The 25798-nt window shown below is 48.6% G+C and carries 31 protein-coding genes; 27 read left to right on the forward strand and 4 right to left on the reverse strand.

Annotated features, from left to right (window positions below):
• The first annotated feature begins 284 nt into the window (after positions 1-284).
• The 5 genes from ACAN55_RS04580 (at position 285) to ACAN55_RS04600 (ending at position 4462) form a co-directional block, all read left to right on the forward strand.
• A complete protein-coding gene (locus ACAN55_RS04580; protein ID WP_379128746.1) occupies positions 285-1268 on the forward strand; it encodes a metal ABC transporter solute-binding protein, Zn/Mn family in 984 nt (327 codons plus the stop codon).
• Between the two features lie 30 nt (positions 1269-1298).
• Positions 1299-2048 (forward strand): metal ABC transporter ATP-binding protein, encoded by a 750-nt coding sequence (locus tag ACAN55_RS04585; RefSeq protein WP_379128749.1) that lies wholly within the window; start codon positions 1299-1301, stop codon positions 2046-2048.
• A 15-nt stretch (positions 2049-2063) separates the two neighbouring features.
• Positions 2064-2237, forward strand: coding sequence for a hypothetical protein (locus ACAN55_RS04590; protein ID WP_379128752.1), 174 nt, complete (start codon positions 2064-2066; stop codon positions 2235-2237).
• Between the two features lie 663 nt (positions 2238-2900).
• A complete protein-coding gene (locus ACAN55_RS04595) occupies positions 2901-3704 on the forward strand; it encodes a metal ABC transporter permease (RefSeq protein WP_379128754.1) in 804 nt (267 codons plus the stop codon).
• 44 nt (positions 3705-3748) lie between these two features.
• Positions 3749-4462, forward strand: a complete 714-nt coding sequence (locus tag ACAN55_RS04600; RefSeq protein ID WP_379128757.1) for a cytochrome c biogenesis CcdA family protein — start codon at positions 3749-3751, stop codon at positions 4460-4462.
• A gap of 5 nt (positions 4463-4467) precedes the next feature.
• On the opposite strand, the gene splB is transcribed toward ACAN55_RS04600, so the two are convergent.
• Entirely contained in the window at positions 4468-5544 is a 1077-nt protein-coding gene (gene splB / locus ACAN55_RS04605; RefSeq protein WP_379128759.1) for a spore photoproduct lyase, read from the reverse strand.
• A gap of 180 nt (positions 5545-5724) precedes the next feature.
• On the opposite strand from splB, the gene mntR reads away from it, so the two are divergent.
• The 3 genes from mntR to ACAN55_RS04620 all read left to right on the forward strand — a co-directional run bounded on the left by mntR (position 5725) and on the right by ACAN55_RS04620 (position 9040).
• Entirely contained in the window at positions 5725-6150 is a 426-nt protein-coding gene (gene mntR / locus ACAN55_RS04610; protein ID WP_379128761.1) for a transcriptional regulator MntR, read from the forward strand.
• Between the two features lie 238 nt (positions 6151-6388).
• Positions 6389-8026 (forward strand): family 10 glycosylhydrolase, encoded by a 1638-nt coding sequence (locus ACAN55_RS04615; protein WP_379128763.1) that lies wholly within the window; start codon positions 6389-6391, stop codon positions 8024-8026.
• An 81-nt stretch (positions 8027-8107) separates the two neighbouring features.
• Positions 8108-9040 carry a patatin-like phospholipase family protein gene (locus ACAN55_RS04620; RefSeq protein ID WP_379128765.1) on the forward strand — a complete coding sequence of 311 codons (933 nt, stop codon included), beginning with the start codon at positions 8108-8110 and terminating at the stop codon, positions 9038-9040.
• Between the two features lie 62 nt (positions 9041-9102).
• Here the strand turns inward: ACAN55_RS04620 and ACAN55_RS04625 are convergent, their stop codons facing one another.
• Both ACAN55_RS04625 and ACAN55_RS04630 read right to left on the reverse strand, forming a co-directional pair.
• A complete protein-coding gene (locus ACAN55_RS04625) occupies positions 9103-9438 on the reverse strand; it encodes a hypothetical protein (RefSeq protein WP_379128768.1) in 336 nt (111 codons plus the stop codon).
• 7 nt (positions 9439-9445) lie between these two features.
• The gene (locus ACAN55_RS04630; protein WP_379129822.1) at positions 9446-10396 is read right to left on the reverse strand and encodes a DUF1385 domain-containing protein; all 951 of its coding nucleotides are present in this window, start codon (positions 10394-10396) and stop codon (positions 9446-9448) included.
• Between the two features lie 211 nt (positions 10397-10607).
• Here ACAN55_RS04630 and ACAN55_RS04635 point away from each other — a divergent pair, with 211 nt between their 5' ends.
• The 4 genes from ACAN55_RS04635 (at position 10608) to ACAN55_RS04650 (ending at position 14377) form a co-directional block, all read left to right on the forward strand.
• A complete protein-coding gene (locus ACAN55_RS04635; RefSeq protein WP_379128771.1) occupies positions 10608-11099 on the forward strand; it encodes a YqhR family membrane protein in 492 nt (163 codons plus the stop codon).
• A gap of 74 nt (positions 11100-11173) precedes the next feature.
• Positions 11174-12244 (forward strand): M24 family metallopeptidase, encoded by a 1071-nt coding sequence (locus tag ACAN55_RS04640; protein WP_379128774.1) that lies wholly within the window; start codon positions 11174-11176, stop codon positions 12242-12244.
• Positions 12245-12310: 66 nt separating this feature from the next.
• Positions 12311-12868: an elongation factor P gene (gene efp / locus ACAN55_RS04645; RefSeq protein WP_379128776.1), complete on the forward strand. Its 558-nt coding sequence runs from the start codon at positions 12311-12313 to the stop codon at positions 12866-12868.
• 255 nt (positions 12869-13123) lie between these two features.
• Complete coding sequence (locus ACAN55_RS04650) at positions 13124-14377, forward strand: aspartate kinase (protein ID WP_379128778.1); 1254 nt, start codon at positions 13124-13126, stop codon at positions 14375-14377.
• Positions 14378-14458: 81 nt separating this feature from the next.
• On the opposite strand, the gene ACAN55_RS04655 is transcribed toward ACAN55_RS04650, so the two are convergent.
• Positions 14459-15325, reverse strand: a complete 867-nt coding sequence (locus tag ACAN55_RS04655) for a YitT family protein (protein WP_379128782.1) — start codon at positions 15323-15325, stop codon at positions 14459-14461.
• A gap of 216 nt (positions 15326-15541) precedes the next feature.
• Between ACAN55_RS04655 and ACAN55_RS04660 the strand changes: the two genes are divergently transcribed.
• The 15 genes from ACAN55_RS04660 to nusB all read left to right on the forward strand — a co-directional run bounded on the left by ACAN55_RS04660 (position 15542) and on the right by nusB (position 25708).
• On the forward strand, positions 15542-15835 hold the full coding sequence (locus tag ACAN55_RS04660; protein WP_379129825.1) for a YqhV family protein: 294 nt from the start codon (positions 15542-15544) through the stop codon (positions 15833-15835).
• A gap of 84 nt (positions 15836-15919) precedes the next feature.
• The gene (spoIIIAA, locus tag ACAN55_RS04665; RefSeq protein WP_379128785.1) at positions 15920-16918 is read left to right on the forward strand and encodes a stage III sporulation protein AA; all 999 of its coding nucleotides are present in this window, start codon (positions 15920-15922) and stop codon (positions 16916-16918) included.
• Complete coding sequence (spoIIIAB, locus tag ACAN55_RS04670; protein WP_379128787.1) at positions 16911-17429, forward strand: stage III sporulation protein SpoIIIAB; 519 nt, start codon at positions 16911-16913, stop codon at positions 17427-17429. Before spoIIIAA ends, spoIIIAB begins: the two co-directional genes overlap by 8 nt.
• A gap of 13 nt (positions 17430-17442) precedes the next feature.
• Positions 17443-17646, forward strand: a complete 204-nt coding sequence (gene spoIIIAC / locus ACAN55_RS04675) for a stage III sporulation protein AC (RefSeq protein ID WP_379128789.1) — start codon at positions 17443-17445, stop codon at positions 17644-17646.
• 8 nt (positions 17647-17654) lie between these two features.
• The gene (gene spoIIIAD, locus ACAN55_RS04680; RefSeq protein ID WP_379128792.1) at positions 17655-18044 is read left to right on the forward strand and encodes a stage III sporulation protein AD; all 390 of its coding nucleotides are present in this window, start codon (positions 17655-17657) and stop codon (positions 18042-18044) included.
• A gap of 35 nt (positions 18045-18079) precedes the next feature.
• The gene (spoIIIAE, locus tag ACAN55_RS04685) at positions 18080-19303 is read left to right on the forward strand and encodes a stage III sporulation protein AE (RefSeq protein ID WP_379128794.1); all 1224 of its coding nucleotides are present in this window, start codon (positions 18080-18082) and stop codon (positions 19301-19303) included.
• Positions 19304-19329: 26 nt separating this feature from the next.
• A complete protein-coding gene (spoIIIAF, locus tag ACAN55_RS04690; RefSeq protein ID WP_379128796.1) occupies positions 19330-20100 on the forward strand; it encodes a stage III sporulation protein AF in 771 nt (256 codons plus the stop codon).
• Between the two features lie 41 nt (positions 20101-20141).
• Positions 20142-20783 (forward strand): stage III sporulation protein AG, encoded by a 642-nt coding sequence (spoIIIAG, locus tag ACAN55_RS04695; protein WP_379128799.1) that lies wholly within the window; start codon positions 20142-20144, stop codon positions 20781-20783.
• 56 nt (positions 20784-20839) lie between these two features.
• On the forward strand, positions 20840-21685 hold the full coding sequence (locus ACAN55_RS04700) for a SpoIIIAH-like family protein (RefSeq protein WP_379128802.1): 846 nt from the start codon (positions 20840-20842) through the stop codon (positions 21683-21685).
• Positions 21686-21839: 154 nt separating this feature from the next.
• Positions 21840-22346, forward strand: a complete 507-nt coding sequence (accB, locus tag ACAN55_RS04705; protein ID WP_379128804.1) for an acetyl-CoA carboxylase biotin carboxyl carrier protein — start codon at positions 21840-21842, stop codon at positions 22344-22346.
• A 35-nt stretch (positions 22347-22381) separates the two neighbouring features.
• Positions 22382-23725 carry an acetyl-CoA carboxylase biotin carboxylase subunit gene (accC, locus tag ACAN55_RS04710; protein ID WP_379128806.1) on the forward strand — a complete coding sequence of 448 codons (1344 nt, stop codon included), beginning with the start codon at positions 22382-22384 and terminating at the stop codon, positions 23723-23725.
• Positions 23726-23843: 118 nt separating this feature from the next.
• Entirely contained in the window at positions 23844-24251 is a 408-nt protein-coding gene (locus ACAN55_RS04715; RefSeq protein WP_379128808.1) for an Asp23/Gls24 family envelope stress response protein, read from the forward strand.
• Between the two features lie 75 nt (positions 24252-24326).
• Positions 24327-24866 carry an alkaline shock response membrane anchor protein AmaP gene (gene amaP, locus ACAN55_RS04720; protein ID WP_379128810.1) on the forward strand — a complete coding sequence of 180 codons (540 nt, stop codon included), beginning with the start codon at positions 24327-24329 and terminating at the stop codon, positions 24864-24866.
• Between the two features lie 15 nt (positions 24867-24881).
• Positions 24882-25115, forward strand: a complete 234-nt coding sequence (locus ACAN55_RS04725; RefSeq protein ID WP_379128814.1) for a DUF2273 domain-containing protein — start codon at positions 24882-24884, stop codon at positions 25113-25115.
• Positions 25116-25252: 137 nt separating this feature from the next.
• Positions 25253-25708 (forward strand): transcription antitermination factor NusB, encoded by a 456-nt coding sequence (gene nusB / locus ACAN55_RS04730; protein WP_379128817.1) that lies wholly within the window; start codon positions 25253-25255, stop codon positions 25706-25708.
• Positions 25709-25798 lie beyond the last annotated feature (90 nt).

Raw genomic sequence — 25798 nt, forward strand, 5'->3', positions numbered from 1 at the left:
GAATATTCCATGAACCGCCGTATACCGAACGGTACGTACGGTGGTGTGAGAGGTCGGGGGCTCGCCGCCCCCTCCTACTCGATTAAATATATAGTATAGGGTTATATGTTTCACACTATAGAAAATCCTTATATTTCTACGAGAATCGAATACCGTCCCTGTAATGACGAAATCCGGTTCTTTTTATATCTTTTAAATTTTCAGGATAAGCGGTTGACTTATCGTAATCATTACTATTATAATTCTAATAGTAAAATTTACGATTTAAGGAGTCGATATATATTATGTTTGTAAATGTGAAGCGTAAAGGGCTTTTGCTTGTTCTGGCCTTAATAATGATTACAGTACTGGCAGGGTGTGGGCCAAAAAGTAGTGGCACAATAGTAGAGGGCAAAGTGAACGTGGTTACTACCTTTTATCCGATATATGAGTTCGCTAAGGAAATTGGCGGAGAAGATGTGAATGCGATTAACCTGCTTCCCGTAGGAGTAGAGCCGCATGACTGGACACCGCGCAGTCAGGATATTGTGAATACCTCGAAAGCCCAGTTGTTCCTGTATAACGGAGCGGGGCTGGAGGGCTGGGTGCCGAATTTCCTGAAGGGACTGGATAGTGATTCGGCAGTTGAATCGGTTGAGGTCAGCCAAGGTATTGATTACATTATGACTAATGAAGAGGATGAGCATGGTCATGGTCATGAGAGTGGAGAAGCTGAAACTGCTGAGCATGAAGGAGAAGACAGCCTACATACCGACCCGCATACTTGGGTAAGCCCAAAATCAGCGCTGATCATGGCTGAAAATATTAAAAACAGTCTGCAAAAAGTAGATCCTTCGCATAAAGACGGGTATGAAGCCCGTTTCAATACGCTGGCTGACCGGTTAAAAGAGCTGGACACTACATTTACAACTGAGCTATCCAAGCTTCCGAATAAAGAAATCGTTGTTTCTCATCAGGCTTTTGCTTACCTGTGCCGTGATTATGGTCTCGTACAGCACGCGATCATGGGACTCTCCCCTGACGCAGAGCCACGTGGGCAGGATTTAGTGGATTTGGCTGAAATGGTGAAGGCGGACAACATCAAATATATCTTTTTCGAGGAACTGGTCTCGGATAAGCTTGCCAAAACCCTCGCCAGTGAAACCGGAGTCTCAACTATGGTTCTTAATCCCGTAGAAGGACTTACCGAGCAGCAGGAGAAGGCAGCAGACAACTACTTCACGCTCATGGAGAAAAATTTGCAAAATCTGATTCTGGCCTTACAATAAAGGAAAGTATGTAGAAAGGCGGGATTCACTATGCAACCGGTATCCCTGGATTGTCATCAGCATATGATTGAAATAAAGGACCTGTCCTTTTCTTACGGGGATCAAAAGGTAATCTCCGGTCTGAATTATACCGTGAAGGAACGCGATTTTGTCGGAATCATTGGTTCAAACGGTGCCGGCAAAACAACACTGCTCAAAATGATTGTCGGCCTGCTGCCCGCGTCAAGCGGAGAAATCAGACTATTCGGTGAGACCGCGCGTAAATTCAAGGATTGGGAGCGCATCGGTTATGTTCCGCAAAAAAATGCCTTTAATCCTTTATTTCCGGCAACCGTTCGCGAGGTCGTCCAATCCGGACTTTATAACAATAAGAATTTAATACGCCGCGTATCCCGCGCCCAGCACCGCCAGTGCGACGATGCTCTTGAAGTGATGCGTATTCAAGACATTGCGGACAAACGGGTAGGCCAGCTCTCCGGTGGTCAACAGCAGCGGGTATTTCTTGCCCGGGCATTAATCAACCATCCAGATCTGCTCATTCTGGACGAACCTACCGTCGGTATCGATGCGGAGACCCAGGCCGGATTCTTCGAACTGATTACCCACATGCACGCCCACCATCATATGACTTTCCTGATGGTCTCGCATGACATCGAGATGATCCGCAACTATCTGGGCCAAGAGCCCGTACAGAGCAACGGAAAAATCAACTTCTACTCGCGCCACTCCCATGAGATTCAGGACTGCGCCGAAAATAATCTGCAGCACACGCTAATATAGCGGAGGGTATTACAGGTGGAGACCGCAACTGCGGTGATGTTTGGACTTCCGGTCGCTGTTGTATTCCGATTTCTTCAATTTAAACCGCGTTCGCAGTTGAAATCCGAATACAAAGGCGAACGCTACGCTCCTACAGTTCCAAACCTCCCCTTCGTTGCTTACACCTGTAATGTGGGGGAAGGGCAGTAATAAAGGTTATCCATTGTACAACATATAGATAACCTAAATCTCTTGACCTAGATCTTGCTTTTGATCTTAAGGTTTACCTCAGGTTACCATAGTACAACATCAAGATAACCAAGTGCCCTTGAATTAGATCTTGCCTTTGATCTTAGGGTTTACCTCAGGTTATCCATAGTACAACATCAAGATAACCAACGCCTTTGACCTTAGATCTTGCCGTTGACCTTAGGATTTACCTCAGGTTATCCATAGTACAACATCAAGATAACCAAACGCTCTTGACCTTAGATCTTGCCGTTGACCTTAGGATTTACCTCAGGTTATCCATAGTACAACATCAAGATAACCAAACGCTCTTGACTTTAGGTCTTGCCTTTGACCTTAGGATTTACCTCAGGTTATCCATAGTACAACATCAAGATAACCAAACGCCCTTGACCTTAGATCTTGCCGTTGACTTAATCATTAAGGCCTGGGAGATAAGTACCGCTAACGTCCAAGCGTGTCCCGTCAGGGACGAAAGCGGTCGATCCACCAACCGTTTCAAACATGAGCATCCGATCATCCCACGTCCGTTGAACCTTAGCGGGAGTCCTGAGGGCGGCAGCCCTGGGGGCCCTCCCTTGGAAGGGAGGGGATGGGAGGGATCGTTAAAGGAGATATATAACTTTGGAAATTCTGTACAGTGATTTTTTTCAGAGGGCGCTTGCAGGCGGCCTGCTGATTGGTATTACCGCGCCGTTAATAGGCGTTTTTCTTGTCCTTAGACGACTGTCTATGATCGGGGACACCCTTGCTCATGTGACGATTGCTGGGGTGGCGCTCGGTTTTTTGACAGGATTTTATCCGCTTGGAGCAGGGTTAATCTTCGCTGTGGTGGCGTCTTTCGCTATCGAAAAGCTGAGAAAGGCTTACAAAAGCTACGCGGAACTGTCCATTGCGATTATTATGTCAGGCGGGGTGGCGCTGGCGTCCTTATTTTTCACGTTGGGTAAAGGGTATAATGCCGATGTGATGAGTTATTTGTTCGGCAGCATTTATACGCTGGATAATACGGATTTGCTGGTTGTCGGAATAGTGACTATTGCCGTAGTTACGGTGGTTACTTTGTTTTTCAAGGAATTTTTCTTACTTAGTTTTGAGGAGGATGCGGCGAGCGTCAGCGGTCTTCCGGTGAAAATGCTCAATTTGCTGATTACAGTACTTACGGCGCTTGTTATTAGTACGGCTATCAAAATCGTCGGCTCTCTGTTGGTTTCGGCCCTGCTGACTATCCCTGTTGCCACCAGTCTGCTGCTCTCGCGCAGCTTCAAATCTTCTGTTGTGCTGTCCGTTGTCATTGCAGAGATTGCCGTCGTGGGAGGGCTTGTTGTTGCGGGAATCTGGAACCTGGCTCCAGGGGCAACGATCGTGCTGCTGCTGATTGCGCTGCTCGTACTGACGCTGTTCGGTAAAAAAGGAATTCCTGCCTAAAACACCCGGAGACACTCTATTCATAAGAAGGAGAGCTGCCATTCGTGTCAAATATTAATGCGGGACTAGCATTTGCTGCAGGCTTGGCATCATTTATATCACCCTGCTGTCTGCCTCTTTATCCTTCTTATTTATCCTACATAACAGGATTGTCTGTGCAGCAATTGAAATCGGGAGACAATACAAAAGAAGTCCGTTTCCGGACGCTCAGCCATACGCTTGCGTTCATTTTAGGGTTCTCCGCTGTATTTTATACGCTTGGGTTCGGGGCAGGTTTGTTTGGTCAATTTTTTAATGGCCAGCGAGAGCTGATCCGCCAGCTTTCGGCTATTTTAATCATAGTGATGGGGTTATTCTTGCTTGGAATCTTCCAGCCGCAGTTCCTGCTGAGAGAACGGAAGCTGGAGCTTAAATGGAAGCCTGCAGGGTATATCGGCTCTTTTATTTTTGGAATCGGATTTTCAGCCGGTTGGTCACCGTGTATCGGACCGATACTCACAGCGATTATTGCACTATCCGCAAGCGAACCGGGGACATGGTTTACCTTAATTACGGCTTATAGTTTAGGATTTGCTGTTCCCTTCTTTGCGCTTGCGTTTTTCCTCGGCGGTGCCCGACGGATTCTTAAATATTCCGGACTGCTGATGAAGATTGGCGGCGCGATTATGGTGCTTATGGGAATTCTGCTCTTTACGGATCAAATGTTCCGCATTACAGTCTGGCTTCAAGAGATTACACCTGCCTGGCTGATCATCTAGGCTGTTTAGGTGAAATAATCAATCTCCGCCTCGGGAAAATATTCAAAAATCCGCTCTGTGATGTACTCGCGCAGGGCGTTTTGTTGTTCATCCGTATATACATATTTATTCTGGCCCCAGCGGCCCCATTTTTTCTTCCGTTTCTCCATGTCCATTTCCAGCTTCGATTTGGGATAACGTTTCTCGATCACCGTCTTGGCTGTTTTCGTGAACCGGTGCTGGATCATCTCAAAGGTCAGGCCTTTTCCTATCCCATGGGGAAGGGCGAGAGATAATTTGTGCAGCAGCTCACCATATCCTTGCTCCCAGCCCTCATACCAGATAATCGGAGCAATGATGAATCCCAGCGGATAACCGGCGCGTGCGACTTTACCAGCGGCTTCAATCCGTTCCTCAAAGCTTCCGGTGGCCGGCTCGAAATTTTTGATTACATAATCGGCATTAACGCTGAACCGGATGCGTGTATGATTATTATGCTTCAGATGTAGCAAGGGCTCGACATGCTGGTATTTGGTGACAAAACGCAGGCGCCCCAGCGGTTCATCTGCCATAAAAGTAATAAGTTCTTCCAGAGAACCGGTGATATGCTCCAGCCCTAGCGGGTCGGAGGTACAGGCGGCTTCAAACGTTGTAATCTCAGGGGCTCGCTCCAAAATATATTTTTTGGCGGCATCGATAACGTCTCCGGTGTTCACATATACACGAATATATGGTTTGGCTCCAAGTGTAGTCTGAAGATAACAATAATGACAATGGCCCATGCACCCGGTTGCAATGGGAATGGCATAATCGGCGGATGGCTTGGATTGCTCGAATTTCAGGGTCTTCCGCAGGCCGACAACGAGTGTCCGCTTGGCGATTTTATATTGTTCGGCTTCGGTTTCCCCGGGGAAATTCAGGATACGATTGTGGGAAGATGTCATTCGATAAGGAATATTATTGGCCTTGACCCATTCCATGATCTGCTTCCCTTTAGGGTAATCCAAGGCACTCGGTTCGAAAAAGACAAGCTCCGGCATAAACAGCCCTGTCGCTTTGCGGGTGCGTTTCACCGGGGGGCGTTCAGGAATGACCACAGACATATTCTCACACTCCTTTAGTTAGATATGCGGTTATTGTGCGCATAGAGCAGCCAGCAGAGTCATGGTAATGATGTGCAACTACCTGCGGGACTTGCCAAGTTGCGGGAGAAACATGTATCATTGTTAGAGCAAGGTTTGGCCTTTCGCGCCATGCTTATTTACAGAAAAGAGGTAAAGTAGATGCCAACACCCAGCATGGAGGATTATTTAGAGCGCATATACAAGCTCATCGATGAGAAAGGTTATGCGCGGGTCTCGGATATTGCCGAGGGACTGGAAGTTCACCCCTCCTCTGTGACCAAGATGATCCAAAAACTGGATAAGGACGAATATCTCATCTATGAGAAATATCGTGGGCTTGTCCTAACCACCAAAGGAAAAAAAGTGGGGAAACGTCTGGTTGACCGCCATCAGCTGCTTGAGGAATTTCTGGGACTGATCGGGGTTCAGCATGAGAATATTTATAAGGATGTCGAGGGAATCGAGCATCATTTAAGCTGGGATTCGATTACCCGCATTGAGACGCTGGTGGAATATTTCCGGCGCGATGATGCACGTCTTCAGACTTTGTACGATATTCATCAAGAATTAGTCAGCGACTCGTAAGAAAGAACGTATACTGTCCTGCAATCTATGATTACTTGATATGAAAGCATAGATTACATAGGACGGTACGACGTTTTTTTGCTGAGAGACCGCAACCTTTTACCATTTATTACGTCAGAACGGATATCATCCTAAGTAGGATGATGCCGTTTTTTTGTAAATACAAGTAAGTATAAGTATCACATTATACTTTAACCTTGTACTTTTACTAGACAACTTAACATCGTAGGAGGAACCAATGATTTATCGCAAATGGATTGCCGGATTACTACTGTTCGTATTATGTCTGCCTATTCTGTCGCCAAATGCCCGCGCCGCAGGTGACGCTATCACGATTGATCTTAACGGAACTGCGCTGCAAGGTGATGTCGATCCTTATATCGTCTCGAGAATTACAATGGTGCCTCTTGGATTGATCAGCAAGGGACTTGGTGCGGATGTGGCATGGGATCAAGCAGCCAAAACTGTTACGATTACCAAAAATAAGACAGAACTAAAGCTTACAAGCGGGGAAAAAACTGCGATGGTGAATGGTGCTTCAGAGGGATTGGACCGCTCGGTCGAGATTAAAGCCGGCCGGATCATGGTGCCGATCCGTTTTGTTAGCCAGCAGCTCGGATTGGACGTCATTTGGAATCAGGCAGCCATGCATATTTCATTAAAGACCAAAGCATCGGTCAATCAGCCCACTACCCCTACGATACCGAATGTGCCGAATCCTAGTGCTCCTACACTTCCTTCGGTGCCCGGTGTAAAAACAGGTAAAGCCATGAAAGGGGTTTGGATTGCGACCCTGTCCGGTATGGATTGGCCTTCAACAGGTTCTGCAGGCAAGATTGAGCAGCAAAAAGCTTCTTTCATTAGCATGCTGGACAAGCTGAAAGACATTGGATACAATGCTGTATTTGTTCAAGTGCGACCTTCAGGGGATTCACTGTACCCATCGGAACTGGTTCCATGGGCTGAAGTATTGACTGGAGTTTCGGGTAAGAATCCGGGATATGATCCGCTGCAGTTTATGATTGCGGCGGCTCATGAACGCGGCATGCAATTTCACGCCTGGTTTAATCCTTTCAGGGCAACCACCAAAACCAAAGCTGAAGATCTCGCGGCATTGCCGGCTAATCATGTCTACAAACAACATCCCGAATGGATTGTAAATGCGAATGGGAAATATTACATAAATCCGGGGATTCCCGCTGCACGTCAGCATATTATTGACGTAGTTCTTGAAGTTGTCAGAAACTATGATGTTGACGGTATTCATATGGATGATTATTTCTATCCGGCTAACGTTGCTTTTGCAGATGATGCTGCATATAAAACCTATAATAGCAACGGAATCACTAATAAAGCAGACTGGCGCAGGGATAATTTGAATAATTTCATCCGCGAGATGGGGGAGCAGGTACACGCTGAGAAGCCACAGCTCTCATATGGTATCAGCCCTTTTGGCGTATGGCGCAATATTAAAGATGACAGCACAGGCTCTGATACAACAGCCGGAACACCGACCTATGATACGATGTATGCCGATGTCCGGACCTGGATCAAGCAGGGCTGGATTGATTACGTGGCGCCGCAGATCTATTGGAGCTTGTCATTTAAAGCAGCGCGATATGACACCCTCGTAGACTGGTGGGTTAAAGAAGTCCAGAATACAGGTGTGAAGCTTTATATCGGCCAGGCCGCTTATAAGGTGGGAGACAGTCTTCAGGCTGCTGAGTGGCAGAGCGGTGAGCAGATTATTAGCCAGTTGAAGTACAATGAGAAATACGCGGAGGTTAACGGGAGTATCATGTTCCGTGTCAATAATATTATTGGCAAAGATCCCTTTGGACTTGCCGGTCTATTGTCCTTTTATTTTAAATCTTAGCACTTATCTTTAATCAGTCATGAATACACCCCCGGGCTCATAGATAAGCAGTAGAATCTATGGGAACGGGGGATTTTTCGCATGGATATCAATGCGGTGTTCGAAGGCGGGGGAGTTAAGGGCATCTCGCTGGCCGGTGCGGTCCAGGCGGCGGAGCAGGCAGGAGTCTCTTTTAAACAAGTGGCCGGGACGTCTTCAGGTTCGATTATATCTGCCCTCCTCACAGCGGGATATTCCGGTGAAGAGATGGGGCGGATCATTCGCGGGACATCATTCACCTCGTTCCTGAAGCGTGCGCCGCTGTACAATACGCCGATTATGGGGCCGGCGCTGCGCGTGATGCTGAAAAAAGGTCTGTATTCCGGGGAAGCGTTGGAAAGCTGGATTCGTGAACATCTCCGCCGAAAAGGAATCGTTACCTTTCGGGATCTCCCCTCCGGAAAGCTGTCCATCATAGCTTCGGATATTACCAATGGGAGGATTGTTGTACTGCCGGAAGGGCTCAAGGACTACGGCATTTCTCCGGAGAATTTCGAAGTAGCGAAGGCTGTACGCATGAGCTGCAGTATACCCTATTTCTTCGACCCTGTGATGCTCCGGTTAAGCGGAAGGCTTACGAAGGGCAGAACCTTCTCGGAACAATTTGTCTACATGGTAGATGGGGGGCTGCTCAGTAACTTTCCGCTATGGCTGTTCGATGATGAATCAGGAGCTTTGGGAGCGGGAAGTTCTCGGGTACCCACGGTAGGCTTTCAAATGATCGGCAAGACAGATCCCCAGCCGCACCGCATAACAGGGCCGTTCACCATGCTGCAGGCTATGGTCGAGACGATGCTCACGGCGCATGATGAAAGATATATCGAAGAGGAGAAATTTGTCCGTACCGTAAAAATCCCCAACCTCGGCGTAAGTACCACCCAGTTTGAAATTAGTAAGGTGCAGAGTGATGAACTGTACGCTGCGGGTCTTAAGGCGGGAGAGAAATTTTTCCGGGAATGGAGACCTAATCGCTAGTCACTAATCTGGAAGAAAAAAGGGCATCGCACCGTTCATCAATCGAACGGGGATGCCCTATTTTAGTGGTATTTAGGAAGTTGATCGTCATTTTTCCCTTTGCTGCCTTCAATGACTTGAAATGGATAGCTCTTACGCTTGCCGGCTGTTGAATGGCCCTTGCGCATGCTGGTCACTTTCGCCATTGTCTTCTGGGAAGGTTTAACCTTCACCCTTGATGAGCTGTTACGGGATTTACTGCCTGGCGCTATTTTGTAAGCATAAAATAAAACCACGAGAATGATCAGGGGGAATATCAATCCCCGCAGTGCACCGAGACCACCAACCATTACCTGATACACAAGACCGAATACCGCAAGCAGCACGGCACTCCAAAATATCAAAGCCTGCCTGATCATAGGCCACTCATCCTTTCGCAGGGTCCAAAATACCTCCGGTCACACTTGCTTTCGTGTATCCTTGTGCTTCAATTTCAGCATCCAGCTCCCGCATCCGGTTAAAGGATGCAATGGAGACCTCGACATGCTCGTCTTTAGGTTCTTTAGTGGTGAGCAGTTGGAGCCACAGCCCCGGATATCCCAAATATTTGAGACCTGGAACATTCTTGACCGCATTAGTACCCTTTAGCACCTCAAAAGAAACACCGATGACAAGCGGCAGCAGAATAATACGCTGCATTACACGCTCCCAAAGATTATCCCATGGAACAACGGAATAAATGATAACGCCGAGAATGATGGTTAGCATCATGAAGCTGCTGCCGCACCGGTAATGCAGCCGGCTGTATTTCTGAACATTTTGTACAGTTAGTTCTTCTCCGGCTTCAAACGCGCTGATAACCTTATGCTCAGCACCGTGGTATTGGAATAAACGTTTGACCACAGGAGTCTGCGAAATACCCCAAAGATACACAAGCAGCAAGATCAGCTTAATGCCGCCTTCTACCAGGTTATGCCACACATAACCCTCAAAAGCGCCACCGAACAAGAAATCTTCAACAAAAACAGGGACCAGTGTAAAAATAACTTTGCCGAATATGAAGGATAATATACCCATAACTGCCACGCCGAGAATCATCCCGAGGCTCCAGCCTTCTTCTTTCTTATCCTTGTTCTTCTCCTGTTTCTTGGCCGCTTCTTCCGGTCCAACTTCGTCTTCTGCATAAGCTTCAGCCGAGTAATTCAGATGCTTGGAGCCTTTAGCACTGGAATCTATAATACTGACAAGGCCGCGAAGCAGCGGAATCCTGCGCAGTTTAAGAACCCAGTTCTTATCGCTCTTCGGCACCTCCAAAAATGTGATTTCCTGATTCTTCCGCCGTACGGCTGTTACGTTGATATGCTTGCCGCCAAACATGACGCCTTCTATGACGGCTTGCCCGCCGTAACTTGGAGTTTCCTGGGACAACCAATTCACCTTCCCGCAAATTAATATGTTGTGGATATACTTTTATTGTAACTAATTTCTGCTGACATTACTAGTTGGATCACCTTTTGGTGTACATACTAGGGACATTGGGAAGATTAAAGGAAAACATTCCATGTAAATATGAAAGCGGGGAGATTAGATGAGCACATCCCATCAGCAAAGTTTCGAGCAAACCAATCGTTGGAGCTTCGCGTTGGAGTTGGGTTTTTTTGCAGGATTGATCTGGGGAGGGTTAAGATGGCTGATGTATGCGATGCATTTCACTAAGGTCATTCCGGGCTTTTTGGCAGAGCCCTTCTTCAAGCATAGTTTTCTGGTGTCCCCGGCAGGACAGATTCTTGGATATTTGTTCTTTATTGTCTTTTCAGCACTCGCCTCATTACTGTATGTACTTGTTCTGCGTAAGCTGAAAGGGCCCTGGCCGGGAATGGCTTATGGCGTCATATGGTGGGCTGTCATCTTTCTGGCGGGATCGTGGATGTTCCTGCTTCAGCGGCCTTTTCGGCTCCCCTGGAATTCAGTCGTATGTGAATTTTGCGTCTTTCTTCTGTGGGGACTGTTTATCGGTTACACGGCGGCCATTGAGTATACAGATGAAAGAGTAAGGGAACAGCAGACAAAACTCGCCTGACGGCTTAAAAAAACTTCTCAAGGGCATGCCCCTATGTTAAAATACAATGTGGCTATTTCGAGAGGAGAATGAATATGGGAAACAATCGTGTCTCCAAGCTGCGCGGCGTTCTGCAGGAACATGGACTTGATGCGATGTTAATAACCAGCGGAATCAACCGCCGATATCTCAGTGGATTCACCGGATCGTCCGGATATATCCTTGTAACCGCGGATGATTGCTATTTGCTTACAGACTTCAGGTACATGACCCAGGCAACCAATCAGGCTGCGGGACTTAGCATTGTGGAGCACGGGCCAAAGTTCATCGATACTGTACGGGAACTACTGCCTAAGGGTGGACAAGGCCGTATCGGCTTTGAACAGGATGATGTGACCTTCAGCGCGTATACCGCATATGCCGAAGCACTGAAGCCTGCTGAGCTCGTTGGCGTTTCTAAAGCCGTGGAGAATCTGCGGATGTTTAAGGATGCGGAAGAACTGGTGATTATGGGACGGGCTGCCGATCTGGCTGACGATACCTTCCGCCACATTCTGAACGTGATCAAACCGGGAATGACCGAACGTGATGTTGATCTGGAAATGGAATTTTACATGCGTACCCATGGAGCGACGTCATCTTCTTTTGATACGATCGTAGCTTCCGGCGAACGCTCTGCAATGCCTCACGGTGTAGCGAGCAGTCGGGTAATCCAAGGCAATGAGTTTGTAACCTTCGATTTCGGCGCACTCCTGGACGGGTATTGCTCTGATCTTACCCGGACGATTGCTTTGGGATCACCGGATCCCAAGCTGAAGGAGATTTACGATATTGTGCTGGAGGCTCAGTTGCATGCGCTGGCACATATTAAACCCGGTATGACCGGCCGTGAATGCGACGCCTTGGCGCGTGACATCATTACCCGTTATGGGTATGGGGATCAATTTGGACACAGCACCGGGCATGGCCTAGGTATGGAAGTTCATGAATGGCCGCGGCTGTCCAAGCTCAGTGACGATATTTTGCAGCCTGGTATGGTAGTTACCGTGGAGCCGGGCATTTATTTGCCGGGAATCGGCGGAGTTCGTATAGAAGATGATGTTGTGATTACGGAGAGCGGAATTTCGCTTCTGACTCATTCGTCCAAGGACTATACAGTACTGTAGCTGCTGTTCCATTTATATTTCTCATAATAAGCACAATTTCAATTATTTGTTCAGGAGGGGTTTGTAGTGATTTCAGTTAACGATTTCAAAACAGGATTAACCGTTGAGGTGGACGGAGATATTTTCACCGTTCTTGATTTCCAGCACGTAAAACCAGGTAAAGGGGCAGCGTTTGTCCGCTCCAAGCTGAAGAACCTGCGCAACGGTAACACCGTTGAACGTACCTTCCGTGCAGGCGAAACGATCGGCCGTGCGCTGATCGAGAACCGCGCTGTTCAATATCTGTATGCCAGCGGTTCTGAGCATGCGTTCATGGACAACGAGACTTATGACCAGTTCGAACTGAGTGCGAAGCAGCTCGAGTGGGAACTCAACTTCCTGAAAGAGAACATGACTGTTAATATCATCAGCTATCAGGGTGAAATTCTCGGCATCAACCTGCCAACCAGCGTTGAGCTGAAGGTTGTTGAAACGGAGCCGGGCGTAAAAGGCAACACCGCTCAAGGCGCCACTAAATTCGCGAAAGTAGAAACCGGCTTGAACGTTCAAGTGCCGCTCTTCATTAATGAAGGCGATGTGCTTCTGGTTGATACACGCGAAGGTAAATATATTTCCCGTGCATAGTAAATGAATTTTTATGCAAAGGCCTCCCCGCATCCATAGCGGTGGAGGCTTTTTTGAAATGGTTTGGAAGCGGGACCCATGTTTAGTCTCTTACACGAGTAAGGTGGCTTATTGTTTGGTTTTTTCAGACTTTGAGCCCAAAATTTTTTGTGAAACCATTACCCCCTGCGTCATTTTCGTATATACTGATTGCAGACGGGAAACCGGGTGAGAATAAATATAATATACAGACCGAAGTTAGGAGTGAGAAAGACTTTGTCACTTTATGTCATGAAATTCGGAGGCAGCTCCGTCGGGGACACTCAGCGTATGCAGCGTGTCGCCAAACGCATCGCAGACAAACAGGATGAAGGACACCGCTGCGTTGTGGTTGTATCCGCTATGGGGGATACTACGGATGAATTGATTGATCAGGCCAAGTTGCTGAATGGACAGCCACCAGCCCGGGAAATGGATATGCTGATGACGACGGGAGAACAAATCTCTGTAGCATTGTTATCCATCGCACTTCACGGAATTGGCCGCAATGCCGTTTCGTTTACCGGCTGGCAAGCAGGCTTCCAGACAGACGATAGCCATGGCCGCGCCCGGATTACTGAAATTGTCCCCCGCCGTGTGCTTGAAGCACTGGAGCGTGAGCAAATCGTCATTGTTGCCGGATTTCAAGGCATGTCCTTGGAAGGTGATATTACGACACTTGGACGTGGAGGCTCCGATACGACGGCTGTTGCACTGGCGGCGGCAATCAAAGCGGATGTGTGCGAGATTTACACCGATGTGGACGGCATCTATTCCACGGACCCGCGTATCGTGAAGACGGCACGCAAGCTTGAGACCATTTCTTATGACGAAATGCTGGAGCTCGCCAATCTGGGCGCAGCGGTATTGCATCCCCGCGCCGTAGAGTACGCCAAGCGCCATCAAGTGAAGCTGGTCGTAAGGTCGAGCTTTAACCATAATGAAGGTACTGTAGTGAAGGAGGAAGCCAGCATGGAGCAGGGAGTAATCGTAAGCGGTATTGCATATGACAAAAACGTCGCGAGAATCAGTATTTTGGGAGTTCCGGATGTTCCTGGCGTTCTCGCACAAGTATTCGGACAGCTGGCTGAAGATGAAATTGACGTCGACATCATCGTGCAGAGCGGCGTGCAGAATGACAAAGCAGACTTCTCTTTTACCGTAGGGCTTGGTGATATGGAGCGTGCCAAGGAAGTCATTATGGGTCTTCGTGGAGTGCTTCCTTTCCGTGAAGTTACCTCCGAGGATAACCTGATCAAGATTTCCATCGTTGGTGCGGGAATGGTCAGCCATCCTGGGGTTGCCGCTCAAATGTTCGATGTAATCTCTAAGCAGGGCGTCAGCATCAAGATGGTAAGTACATCGGAAATCAAGGTTTCCTGTGTTGTTGAATCGGGCAATTTGCAAGGGATTATCCAGGCGCTTCATACCGCATATAATCTCGATACTGCAGAGCAGGCATTTGTTGGCGGCCCGCAGGACCGACGTTAATAACCTTCTACAATAAAAGAACAGGGATATCCGAGAGCCGCAGAGGCTTCCCAGATATCCCTGTTTTTTTTGTAAATGACGCTAACTTTGTCTTCTAAACCGGCCTACAATTTCCACGGTCTCCAGAACATTAACAAATGATTTCGGATCGGTTTCAATAATAGTCTTTCGCAGCTCGGCCAGCTCATAGCGGGTCGTAACCGTCATCAGCATCGTATTGCCCTCATGGCTGTAACCTCCCTCGGCATTCACTACAGTTACACCGTGGGGCAGCAGCTTCAGCCGGCTCAGCATGCGGTCCCGTTCTTTGGTTACGATGAAGCAGGTCAGCTTCACATGACGGATGTGGATGAGATCCACGACCCGGCTTTTGACGAAAATACACAACATCGCATACAGGGCGGAATCCCAGCTTTTGAAGAAACCCAGGCTCAGGATAACCAGACCGTCCATGACGAACAGGACCGTGCCCATTGGAATATCTCTTTTGCGAGTAATGATGGACCCCAGAATATCGAATCCCCCGGAAGAACCGCCAGCCCGCAGTGAGAAGCCCACGCCTCCAGCAATGATCACCCCGCCGAAAATACTAGCCAGAATGGGATCCTTGGTCACCTGATGTAATGGAATTACGTTCAGAAACCAGGTAGTAGAGGCTACGGACAGCATGCTTAGGCAGATGTATTTCTTCCCCACGGCAATAAAGCCCCATATAAGAATCGGAAGGTTAATCCCGAAATAAAACAATGAAATATACTTGGGGTTGGTCACATAACCAATGATTGAAGCTGTACCAGCTACCCCTCCGCTTAACAGTTGATGAGGAATCAGGAACAAACGCAGACCGCTGGCGAGGAGAAGGGCGGATAGAATAATGGTGGCTACTTCCCTTACCTGCCTCATGATTGTCCCGTTTGCCACGGCCACCCCGTAATTTCGAATATGCATAACTCACAATCCCCTTTTTCTTGTGTTTTAAGAACAACACATCTATAGGTTTCTTTAAAAATAAATTTATCATACCGATGATATTTTTTTATTGGGGTGATCACTATGATTTCTTTCACACCTCTTTGCCCTGAGCCTCGGTAACTCTTTCCGACTAAACCAGGCCAGTCCTGCATATCCATGGATAACAGCGGAAATATTGCCGCGAATAAAAAAATGGAAGGAATACCGAAAGGAGTGTCCGATTTGGACAAGTATGTGAGTTGGATGGCGATCCTCCGGCTGTTCTCAGGAAGTGCTGAAATAACAGCTGCCCTTATTATGCTCCGGTTAAACCAAGTAGATAAGGCACTCGTTGTGAATTCAACGCTGGCTCTAGTGGGTCCTACGGTTCTGATTCTCACAACAGCCGTGGGACTGACCGGAATGGCACAACAGCTGTCATGGGGCAAGTTAGGATGGATCGGCTGCGGTGTTGCGTGTCTCTTAATCGGCATCTTGAAAAAATGATAGATTACAGGGCATAAAAGACACGTACAAGCATAAATATGGAATAAAGCAATTGAAGTAGAGGACAACTTGGGGGTACACGGTATGAGTAATGACTGGCTTCTGCTGTTTCCTGAAAAGATCAGAGTGCTCCTGCGGGGGCTTCCCATGCCTTTGCTGATGAAGGTCGAGGAGATTCGTGTCCGGGAAGGCCGTCCTCTCGAAATTAACTACGCGGGAAAATACCATTTTCTCAGTGTGAATGGACAGCTAACCCTGAATACGGACGAGGCGTACAAGCCAGACCGTGAAGACAGCCACCGGCTGCTGGATCTGATCAGTAACCATTCCCTGTATACGATGGAAGAGGAGCTGCGCAAAGGCTTTATTACCCTTCCCGGCGGCCATCGCGTCGGACTGGCAGGGCGGACTGTCCTCAGCGGCGGCGGAGTCGAGCATTTAAGGGATATCACCGGCTTCAATGTCCGGATTGCCCGCGAGATCCACGGCGCAGCAGATGGCATTCTGCCTTATCTTCTGGATAAAACCCGGCAGCGGATCATGCACACCCTAATCCTGTCGCCGCCGCAGCACGGCAAGACAACCCTGCTCCGTGACCTTGCGAGACAAATCTCTACGGGAACGCTGGGGATACAGAGCACGCGACGGCCGGGGCTGAAGGTCGGGATTGTGGATGAACGCTCGGAAATCGCCGGCAGCAGACGGGGAATTCCCGCATTTGATGTCGGGCCGCGCACAGACATTCTGGACGGCTGCCCGAAAGCCGAAGGGATGATGATGATGATCCGTTCCCTGTCTCCTGACGTACTGGTGGCAGATGAAATTGGGCGCCCGGAGGATGCCGAAGCTGTAACGGAAGCGCTGCATGCCGGGATTTCAGTACTGGCTACTGCTCATGGGAAGGAAGTGTCCGAGCTGGCCCGCAGACCCGGACTTAGCGGACTGCTGGAACACCGGATGTTTGAAAGATATGTAATCCTGCATAGATCGGAAGAAGGGCTTGTATACCGGGTGCTGGACAACCAGAACCGCAGACTGGCTGCTTCTCCGGAAGAAACGGCAGGAGGTGGTGCCTATGCTTAAACTGTTCGGAGCGGTACTGATCATCGCAGCAGGAACACTGGCAGGTTTCAAAAAGGCCCGGCAGTATGCCGACCGGCCGCAGCAGATACGCGGGCTAATCGCCGCTCTGCATCGGCTGGAGACTGAAATTATGTACGGATTCACGCCGCTCCCGGAAGCGCTTCGGCGGATAGGTATCCAGTCCAGAGGGCCGGTGCAGTGGTTCTTCACCGCTGCTGCCGATGAGATGAGCCCGCCCCATGACAGAAGCGCCCAGGACGCGATACGACGGGCTATGGAGACCCATTGGGAGAGTACGGCGATGAAAGCCCCGGAGAAGGAGATTCTGCGGCAACTGAGCTGTACGCTGGGGACAAGTGACAGATCCAATCAGACCAACCATATCGCGATGGCTTTGCAGCAATTGAAGCAGGAAGAAATCGTCGCCCGGGAGGATCAGGGCAAATACGAAAAAATGAGCAAAAGCCTGGGGCTGCTGCTTGGAGCATTGATTGTCATTTTGATCTTTTAGCGAGGTGCCAGGAATGAATATTGAGGTCAATGCAATCTTTCAGATTGCCGGCATCGGAATAATCATCGCCATGATTCATACGGTGCTCAAACAGATGGGAAAAGAAGACATCGCCCACTGGGTGACCATCGTCGGATTTATCGTCGTGCTGTTCATGGTGATCCGGATGCTGGATGGACTGCTGCAGGAAATCAAATCCATCTTTTTGTTTCAATAGGCGGCGCCATGGAAATCATCCAGATTGTCGGAATCGGACTGATGTCCACGATATTGATTCTTATTTTAAAAGAGCAAAAGCCTTTGTTCGCTTTTCTGCTCGCTACGGCTACAGGCATTATGATTTTTCTGTTCCTGATCGGTAAGATCGGGATGATCCTCGGAACGCTGGAGCGTGTAGCAGAATCCTCGGGGATGGAAATGGTGTATCTGAAGACCGTATTCAAGATTATCGGAATTTCTTACATTGCAGAATTCGGAGCGCAGATTGTCAAGGATGCGGGTCAGGAATCGATTGCTTCCAAGATCGAACTGGCTGGCAAAGTGTTGATTATGGTGCTGGCCGTTCCAATTATCAGCATTATTATCGAAACAGTGATGAAGCTGCTGCCGGCATAACGGCTGCGGAAATCCGGGAGACAGGAGGAGATCACATGCAGGCCAGGACCATATTTCGTCCTCCGAAAATAATTATGTTTCTCCTTCTGCTGTTTGGCATCTGCTGCCTTTATGGGAGCACAGCTTTTGCTTCCGGCACTTCGGGCGGCACCTCCACCGGATCTCCTGTAGACGGATGGGTTAAAGGACAGATCGAAGAGCTGCCGACAGACGGGGTCGAAAAATACTGGGATCAGCTGATGAAGGATTACGGAGGCTTTTTTCCGGACGGGGCTACACCCTCTCTAATGGATATGCTCTTGCCGGGTGATGACGGGCTCAGTATGCAGAGCGTACTATCCGGACTGGGTTCCTATATGTGGCACGAGGTGCTTTATAACGGCAAGCTGCTGGTCACGATTGTAATGATCAGCGTGCTCAGCATGATTCTGGAGACGCTGCAGACGGCTTTTGAGAAGAAAACCGTCAGTAAAATCGCCTATACCATCTGCTACATGGTCGTGCTTGTCATAGCGGTGAACAGCTTCAATATCGCCATGGGTTATGCGAAGGATGCCATTGACCGGATGATCGATTTCATGATGGCCATGATTCCGCTGCTCTTCGCGCTCCTCGCTTCCATGGGCAACATTGTGACGGTCTCTGTGACCCATCCCTTGATCGTATTCATGATTCATACCGTTGGCAATATGATTCACAAAGTGGTCTTCCCGCTGCTATTCTTCTCGGCAGTGCTTCACCTCGTAAGCTCCTTGTCGGATAAATACAAGCTGACTCATCTGGCCAATCTTTTGCGGAATATCGGAGCAGGGCTGCTGGGAGTACTGCTGACTGTGTTTCTCGGTGTTATTTCGGTGAGAGGCATAACGAGCTCGGTTACTGACGGAATCACGATCCGGGCTGCCAAGTATATTACAGGCAATTTTGTACCGGTTATCGGTAAAATGTTCGCGGATGCTACAGATACCGTAATCTCCGCTTCACTTCTAGTGAAGAATGCGATCGGACTTTCGGGCGTCATCATTATTTTATTCCTCTGCGCGTTTCCGGCAATCAAAATACTGGTGCTCGCGCTTATCTATAATCTGGCCGCTGCTGTCATGCAGCCTTTGGGTGAGACACCGATTGTAACCTGCCTGCAGACCATCGGCAAAAGCATGATTTATGTATTCGCCGCCTTGGCTGCAGTCTCCCTGATGTTTTTTATGGCGGTCACAATCATGCTCACGGCAGGAAACGTCACTGTCATGATGAGGTGAGAACATGAAGTAAGGAGGATGACCCTATGGCCTGGCTTGGGGGTTGGCTCAGAGAGATAATTCTGGTGGTGCTGCTGGCTTCGTTCGTCGAGATGCTCCTCCCCAGCAAGTCGATGGAGCGGTACGCTCGGCTGGTGCTGAGCTTGCTTGTCCTACTCACCATGCTGGGCCCGATCATTTCCCTTCTGAAAGGAGATGCTGTGTCCGAACTAAGCCTGGCTATGGCACAGCAGAACGAACAAGGAGGGATCTTTGCCGGACCGGGACAAGAGAGTGATTCTCTGGAGAAAATTCTGGCGGATGGACTGAAGATGGCAGAAGGTCGGCAGAAAGAAAGCTTGAAGCTGGCGGCCGGTGAGATAGCGGTTCAAATGAAGGATCAGATTACATCCGAAACCGGAGTACAAGGAGTCCAGGTTACTGTAAAACTGGTGATGCGGGAATCGGACAATTCCGGTGGAGAAGATCAGCCTGCCATTTCATCGGTAGACGTTACCATGTCTGAGACGACGGATACTGCACAATCCGGAGCAAATGATGAGTCCTCAGAAGCTATAGCCATAACTCCGGTCGAACCCATTAAGGTCAGCATCCATGAGAAAGAATCAGGAAGCTTGGAAACTACCCAAACTGCTGGAGAAGCGCCTGCGCACACAGCAAGTGGTCCTTCAGCCGAAGTTGAAGCCGCTGCACAGGAACAGGTGAATACGATTAAGAAACTGCTCGTGCAGAAGTGGGGGCTTGCGCCGGACATCATCGAGGTGACACCAAGCATCGGCGGAACATCCAAACTCTAATATATGGCAGGAAAACGGAATTCTAAAGGAGGGTCATTCACGTGGGCAATTGGCTGAAAAAGCTGGAGCAGTGGGCAGGAGGCGGCGGTTCCGGCAATCCGAAGCGAAGCCATACCTTCCGGTGGCTGATTATTTTGGGCTTGCTGGGAGCCGCCATCATGCTGTTTAATTCCTTCGTCAACGTCAAGAAGCTGGACAGCGAGAATACGGGGCGGGAACCGCCGCTGGACCAAACCTCACAGGTGGTGATGCAGCCGGAACTTTCTGGAAGCAATCCGTTTGAGAGCATCGAGCTGGCGTTGGAGAACAGGACTAAGGAGATATTGGAGAAAATCGTCGGTGTCGGAACGGTAGATATCATGGTGACGGTCGAATCTACAGAAGAAATCGTAGTCCAGCGCAACTTGAATGATACCCAGCAGCTCAGTGAAGAAAGTGACGCTAGTGGTGGTAAACGCCACACCACCCAATACACAAGAGACGGTGAGATCGTTACCTATACTCAATCCGGCGATGAGACACCGATTATTACCAAACGGATTAAGCCACAGGTGCGAGGGGTGCTGGTGGTCGCCAAAGGTGCAGAAAATAAAGTAGTGCGGGGTTTGATCGAGCAGGCGGTGGAGAAGGGGCTAAATGTTCCGATATACCGTATCTCAGTCGTTCCACACAAGCAGGAATAGAATGATTCCCGGAACCCGGGAGAACGGCTTGGCCGTCAATTAAAGGAGGAATAGTAATGAACGGTAAAAGACAAACGATTTGGTTAGTTTCGATGCTCAGTTTAATGGTAGTATTATCGGCTTATTATCTTTTTACTGAGGATTCCGGAGCATCGATACCCAAAGAAACTGCAGGTAGCATTCAGGTAGAGAATGGTGTAAAAGATGCAGCTAACAACGACATTCCTTCTGTGGGAGACGAAGGTGTGGTCGTAAATGAAGTGGTGACAGACGGGACTGTAACGGACACCGCAGTTATCGAGGATACAGGCAGTGCCAACTCCGTAGATACCGCTTCAGCCCAGAATCCAGACGATAAGACCCTTGCGGATGATCAGGCAGCGGCAACCACTGAAAGCCCGGACAAATCCACGAAGGCTACTGACAAGAAGGATACAGCAAAAGCTACTGATAAAGAAGAAACTGCTCCGGTAACGGCTGATAAAGAAACAGTTAAAGATGATGCCGCTATTCTGGACGAAGTAGCCTCCCAAAGCGTATCGGCAAGCAGCATGTTCAACAACTACCTGTACGAACGGGAGCAAAAAAATATCAAGAATCAAAACGATCTCACAGTACAAATTAATGATATGAGCAAAACACCAGCAGAAACAGCAGCCGCCATGGAACAGCTTAATCAGCTTCAGGATAAAGAATCCAAAATTAACGGAATCGAAGAACAATTGCAGCAGAAGTTCGGCTATGGTGAAGCCATTGTTAAAGAAGAAGCAGGCAATGCCTATAAAGTTATCGTACTCAGTGACAAGCTGGATGCGAAGCAGGCTGTGGGCATCGTAGATCTGGTTATGAAAGAGCTGAGTGTTACCCAGGATAAAGTCAGTGTTCAATACGTATCCGAGTAATAGGACAGAACGAACAGAAAAATATAGTGGAATTTGGCTAAAGAGCTCGGGTTTCCCCGGGCTCTTTCCATTTCTAGCGTTTATGATATAATACATAAAGTTATCCGCGAAGAAGAGTGGCTTCGAGAGAAAGTTGAAGGAGTGAACTTAAAGTATGTTCAAGTTAAGCGAAATTAAGGAATTGATTAAATTGCTGGACCAAACATCCTCCGTACACGAGCTGGAGATTGAAAGCGAAGGTATGAAGCTGGCTATCCGTAAACCGGACCGCCATGAAAGCGATGGTTCTGCTGCTTCGGTTACTCCATATGCCTATCCCATGACGGCCGCGCATCAGCCTTTGAGCCCACAACAAGTTATTTTGCCGGCGAACGAGGTACAGGCAGCGCCGCAGACCCCTGCACCATCTGCAGAAGGCAACTTACATAAGATTGTATCTCCAATGGTTGGCACGTTCTACAGTGCGGCTTCTCCGGAGCTGCCATCCTTTGTCAGCGTAGGGGACCGTGTACATGAGAAATCCACAGTGTGTATCATTGAAGCGATGAAGCTTATGAATGAGCTGGAAGCCGAAATCAAAGGCGAGATCGTTTCCGTTCTGGCTGAGAATGGACAGCTTGTGGAATATGGGCAGCCATTATTCCTGGTGAAACCGGAATAGCGACAAGCAACGTTTAAACTTTTGGGAGGAAAAGCATGAACATTCAAAAAGTGCTGATCGCCAACCGCGGCGAAATTGCGGTCCGGATTATCAGGGCCTGCCGTGAGCTGGGCATTTCCACAGTAGCCGTGTATTCGGAGCCTGACCGGGATTCCTTGCATGTCCGGCTGGCAGATGAGGCTTACTGCATTGGTCCGACATTAGCGAAAGATAGTTATCTCAACTTTACTAATATTATGAGCGTCGCTACCCTGACGGAATGCGATGCTATACATCCAGGGTATGGTTTTTTGGCTGAAAATGCCGATTTCGCAGAAATTTGCGAGTCCTGTAATATTATTTTCATCGGGCCTTCACCGGATGCCATTACCCGCATGGGTGATAAAGCGGTAGCGAAGGATACCATGAAGCTGGCCGGAGTTCCTGTTATTCCGGGATCAGACGGAATTGTTGGAGATGTGGAAGAAGCGGTCATGCTTGGCCGTGAAATTGGTTATCCCATAATCGTCAAGGCAACAGCCGGAGGCGGGGGTAAAGGTATCCGTATCGCCGAGGATGAAGAATCGCTTGTGAAACAGATTACTGCCGCACAGCAGGAAGCCCAGAAAGCATTCGGCAATGCCGGAGTCTATCTGGAGAAATTCCTTACCGGTATGAAACATGTTGAGATTCAGATCATTGCCGACAAACATGGCAATGTCGTCCACCTGGGCGAGCGTGACTGCTCTGTGCAGCGCCGTCGCCAGAAACTGGTGGAAGAAGCACCTTGTCCTGTACTGACACCGGATATTCGTGAAGCTATGGGCGATGCCGCCATACGCGCAGCGCTGGCTGTGAATTATTCGGGCGCGGGTACTCTGGAGTTTCTGCTTGGACCGGACGGTAAGTTTTATTTCATGGAGATGAATACCCGCATTCAGGTAGAGCACCCGGTAACGGAAATGGTAACAGGTGTTGACCTGATTAAGGAAATGATCTCGGTCGCGGAAGGTAATCCGCTGTCCTTTACACAAGATGATATCGTGATTAAAGGCTGGTCCATGGAATGCCGGATTAACGCTGAAGACCCGGAACGGGGCTTTTTGCCTTCACCAGGCAAAATCAACTTCTATCTTCCGCCAGGAGGTCTTGGTGTGAGGGTCGACAGTGCAGCATACCCCGGTTATACGATTTCACCATATTACGACTCCATGATCGCTAAGCTGATTGTCTGGGCACCAACACGCCAGGAAGCCATTGCCAAGATGAAACGCGCATTAGCCGAATTTGCTGTGGAAGGGATTCATACAACCATCCCGTTCCACCAGAAATTGCTTGAGCATCCGGTGTTCCTGGACGGGGATTTTGATATTAAATTCCTTGAAGAGTACGAAATTTAAGTGCTGCTTACTTTGTTTGTCATAAAGTACAGCAAATGATATAGTATGTTTAATAAGAGACGTGCTCTCGCTGCTTGATAATCATAACAACTTTTTGTTGAAGGGTGTGGGGTCCAAGATGAGTACATTGCCGACGGAATACGAACGGACGGAAATCGGTGAAATTCAGATCGCTCCAGAAGTGATCGAAATTATTGCTGGGCTGGCGACTGTTGAGGTTAAGGGTGTAGCCGGTATGAGCGGTGGATTCGCCGGAGGAATTGTCGAGCTTCTGGGACGGAAGAACCTTTCCAAGGGAGTTAAGGTTGAAGTAGGCCAACGCGAAGCTGCGGTTGATGTCTCCGTTATTATTGAATACGGAAACCGTCTGCCGGAGGTAGCTGCAGAAATCCAACGCAACGTCAAACGCTCCATCGAGACGATGACAGGACTTACTGTGGTGGAAGTGAACGTACACATCCATGATGTGCAGTTCAGAAACGCGGAAAAAGCCGATGAAAGTGATGCCTTCCTTCGCGTGAAATAACAACCCCTAAGGAATACCAAACCCCCGACATCAAAGTCGAGGGTTTACTCTAATTTAAGGAGGCCTTCGAGACTCGTGGCCAAAATTTTGGACAGACTTTTGCTGTTTATCTACAGCCTGAGTATTGGAATACTCTCTGTTATAGCCATCCTCCTGTTAAGTGGTGTGATTCCTGAGGATTTGGAAATCGAGAATGGACCCGCCGTTTATATTGCTGCTATTGTTACTGCCGTTATTTTATTTCTGCTTAGCATCCGTTTCTTCTATATTTCCCTGCGCCGCGACCGGGCTTCAATGCCATCGGTGGATCAGCGTACGGAGTATGGAGACATTCAAATATCCATGGAAACGATTGAGAATCTCAGTTTGAAAGCTGCTGGCAAGGTTAAAGGGATCAGGGATTTGAAGTCCCGTATCCGCGTCTCGCAGGCTGGACTTGAAATCATGATCCGCGCTGTTGTAGACGGGGAGCATTCCCTGCCGCTGCTGACCACAGAGGTACAACGCCAGGTGCATGATTTTGTGCAGGAAACGACCGGGATTCCGGTGGCTGACGTATCGGTATATATTGCCAATCTTACCCAGTCTCCAAGTTTTAAAAGTCGAGTGGAATAGAGGTGAATTTCCCAGATGTACTGGAAAGATGTATGGGGAAGTCACGGAGGCAGAATTGCCGGAGTGGCCTTTGGAATCCTTCTCGGATTGATTTACTTGTTTAGCGGTTTTTGGGATATGCTGTTCTTTGCACTGGTAGTGTTCATCGGATATACGTTCGGCAAAAGGAAAGATAATGCGCAAGCCCCTCTTTTCCAATGGGAAGATTGGGTTCAGCGGTTGTCAGGCCGGTGGCGTCCGTTTAAATGAACCGCGATAGCTTTTCTTCCGGAGCAGGATTTCTGTGTTGTATTTTTTTGATGCCCTGGAAGAAAAGATCGCGGTTTTTTTTGAAATATAAGAAATATTAAGAAGGTCGACTTCGATCTAATTTGTAGGAGGAAATGATGAAAAGACGGATAGCAAGGGAAATTATTGTGCAGAGCCTGTATCAAATGGAAATGAATGAAGTGGAGAGCGCAGATGCGGTGGAAACGTTGCTAGAAGAGGCTTCAGACCAGAACGAAACAGAACAGGTGATTACGGACGAAACCCAACTGAAGGAATACGTTGTTGCACATGTGAACGGAATCTGGGAGCACAAGGTTGCGATCGACGATATTCTGGAGCATTACTTGAAAGGATGGCAGATGAGCCGTCTGTCGCGGGTAGACCGCCAGATTCTGCGCCTTGCCACTTACGAGATGATTTTTTCGGCCGGTGATGTGCCTGCGAAGGTTGCAGTCAACGAAGCCATTGACCTGGCTAAGCATTTTGGAACCGAGGATTCCGGTAAATTCGTGAACGGTGTACTAGGAAAAATGATCCAGGAGCTGGACACGATCAAGGAGAGTCATTCATAATAGTAAAAAATTAAAATATAAGTTGAGTTGAGATAAAGGTATAGCCTTGAGGAAGTGGAGGAGGGGAATTTTGGAGCTGTAGGAGCGGCA

It is taken from the genome of Paenibacillus oryziterrae, assembly GCF_042610485.1.
In the GTDB taxonomy this organism is placed as follows: Bacteria; Bacillota; Bacilli; order Paenibacillales; family Paenibacillaceae; genus Paenibacillus_AQ.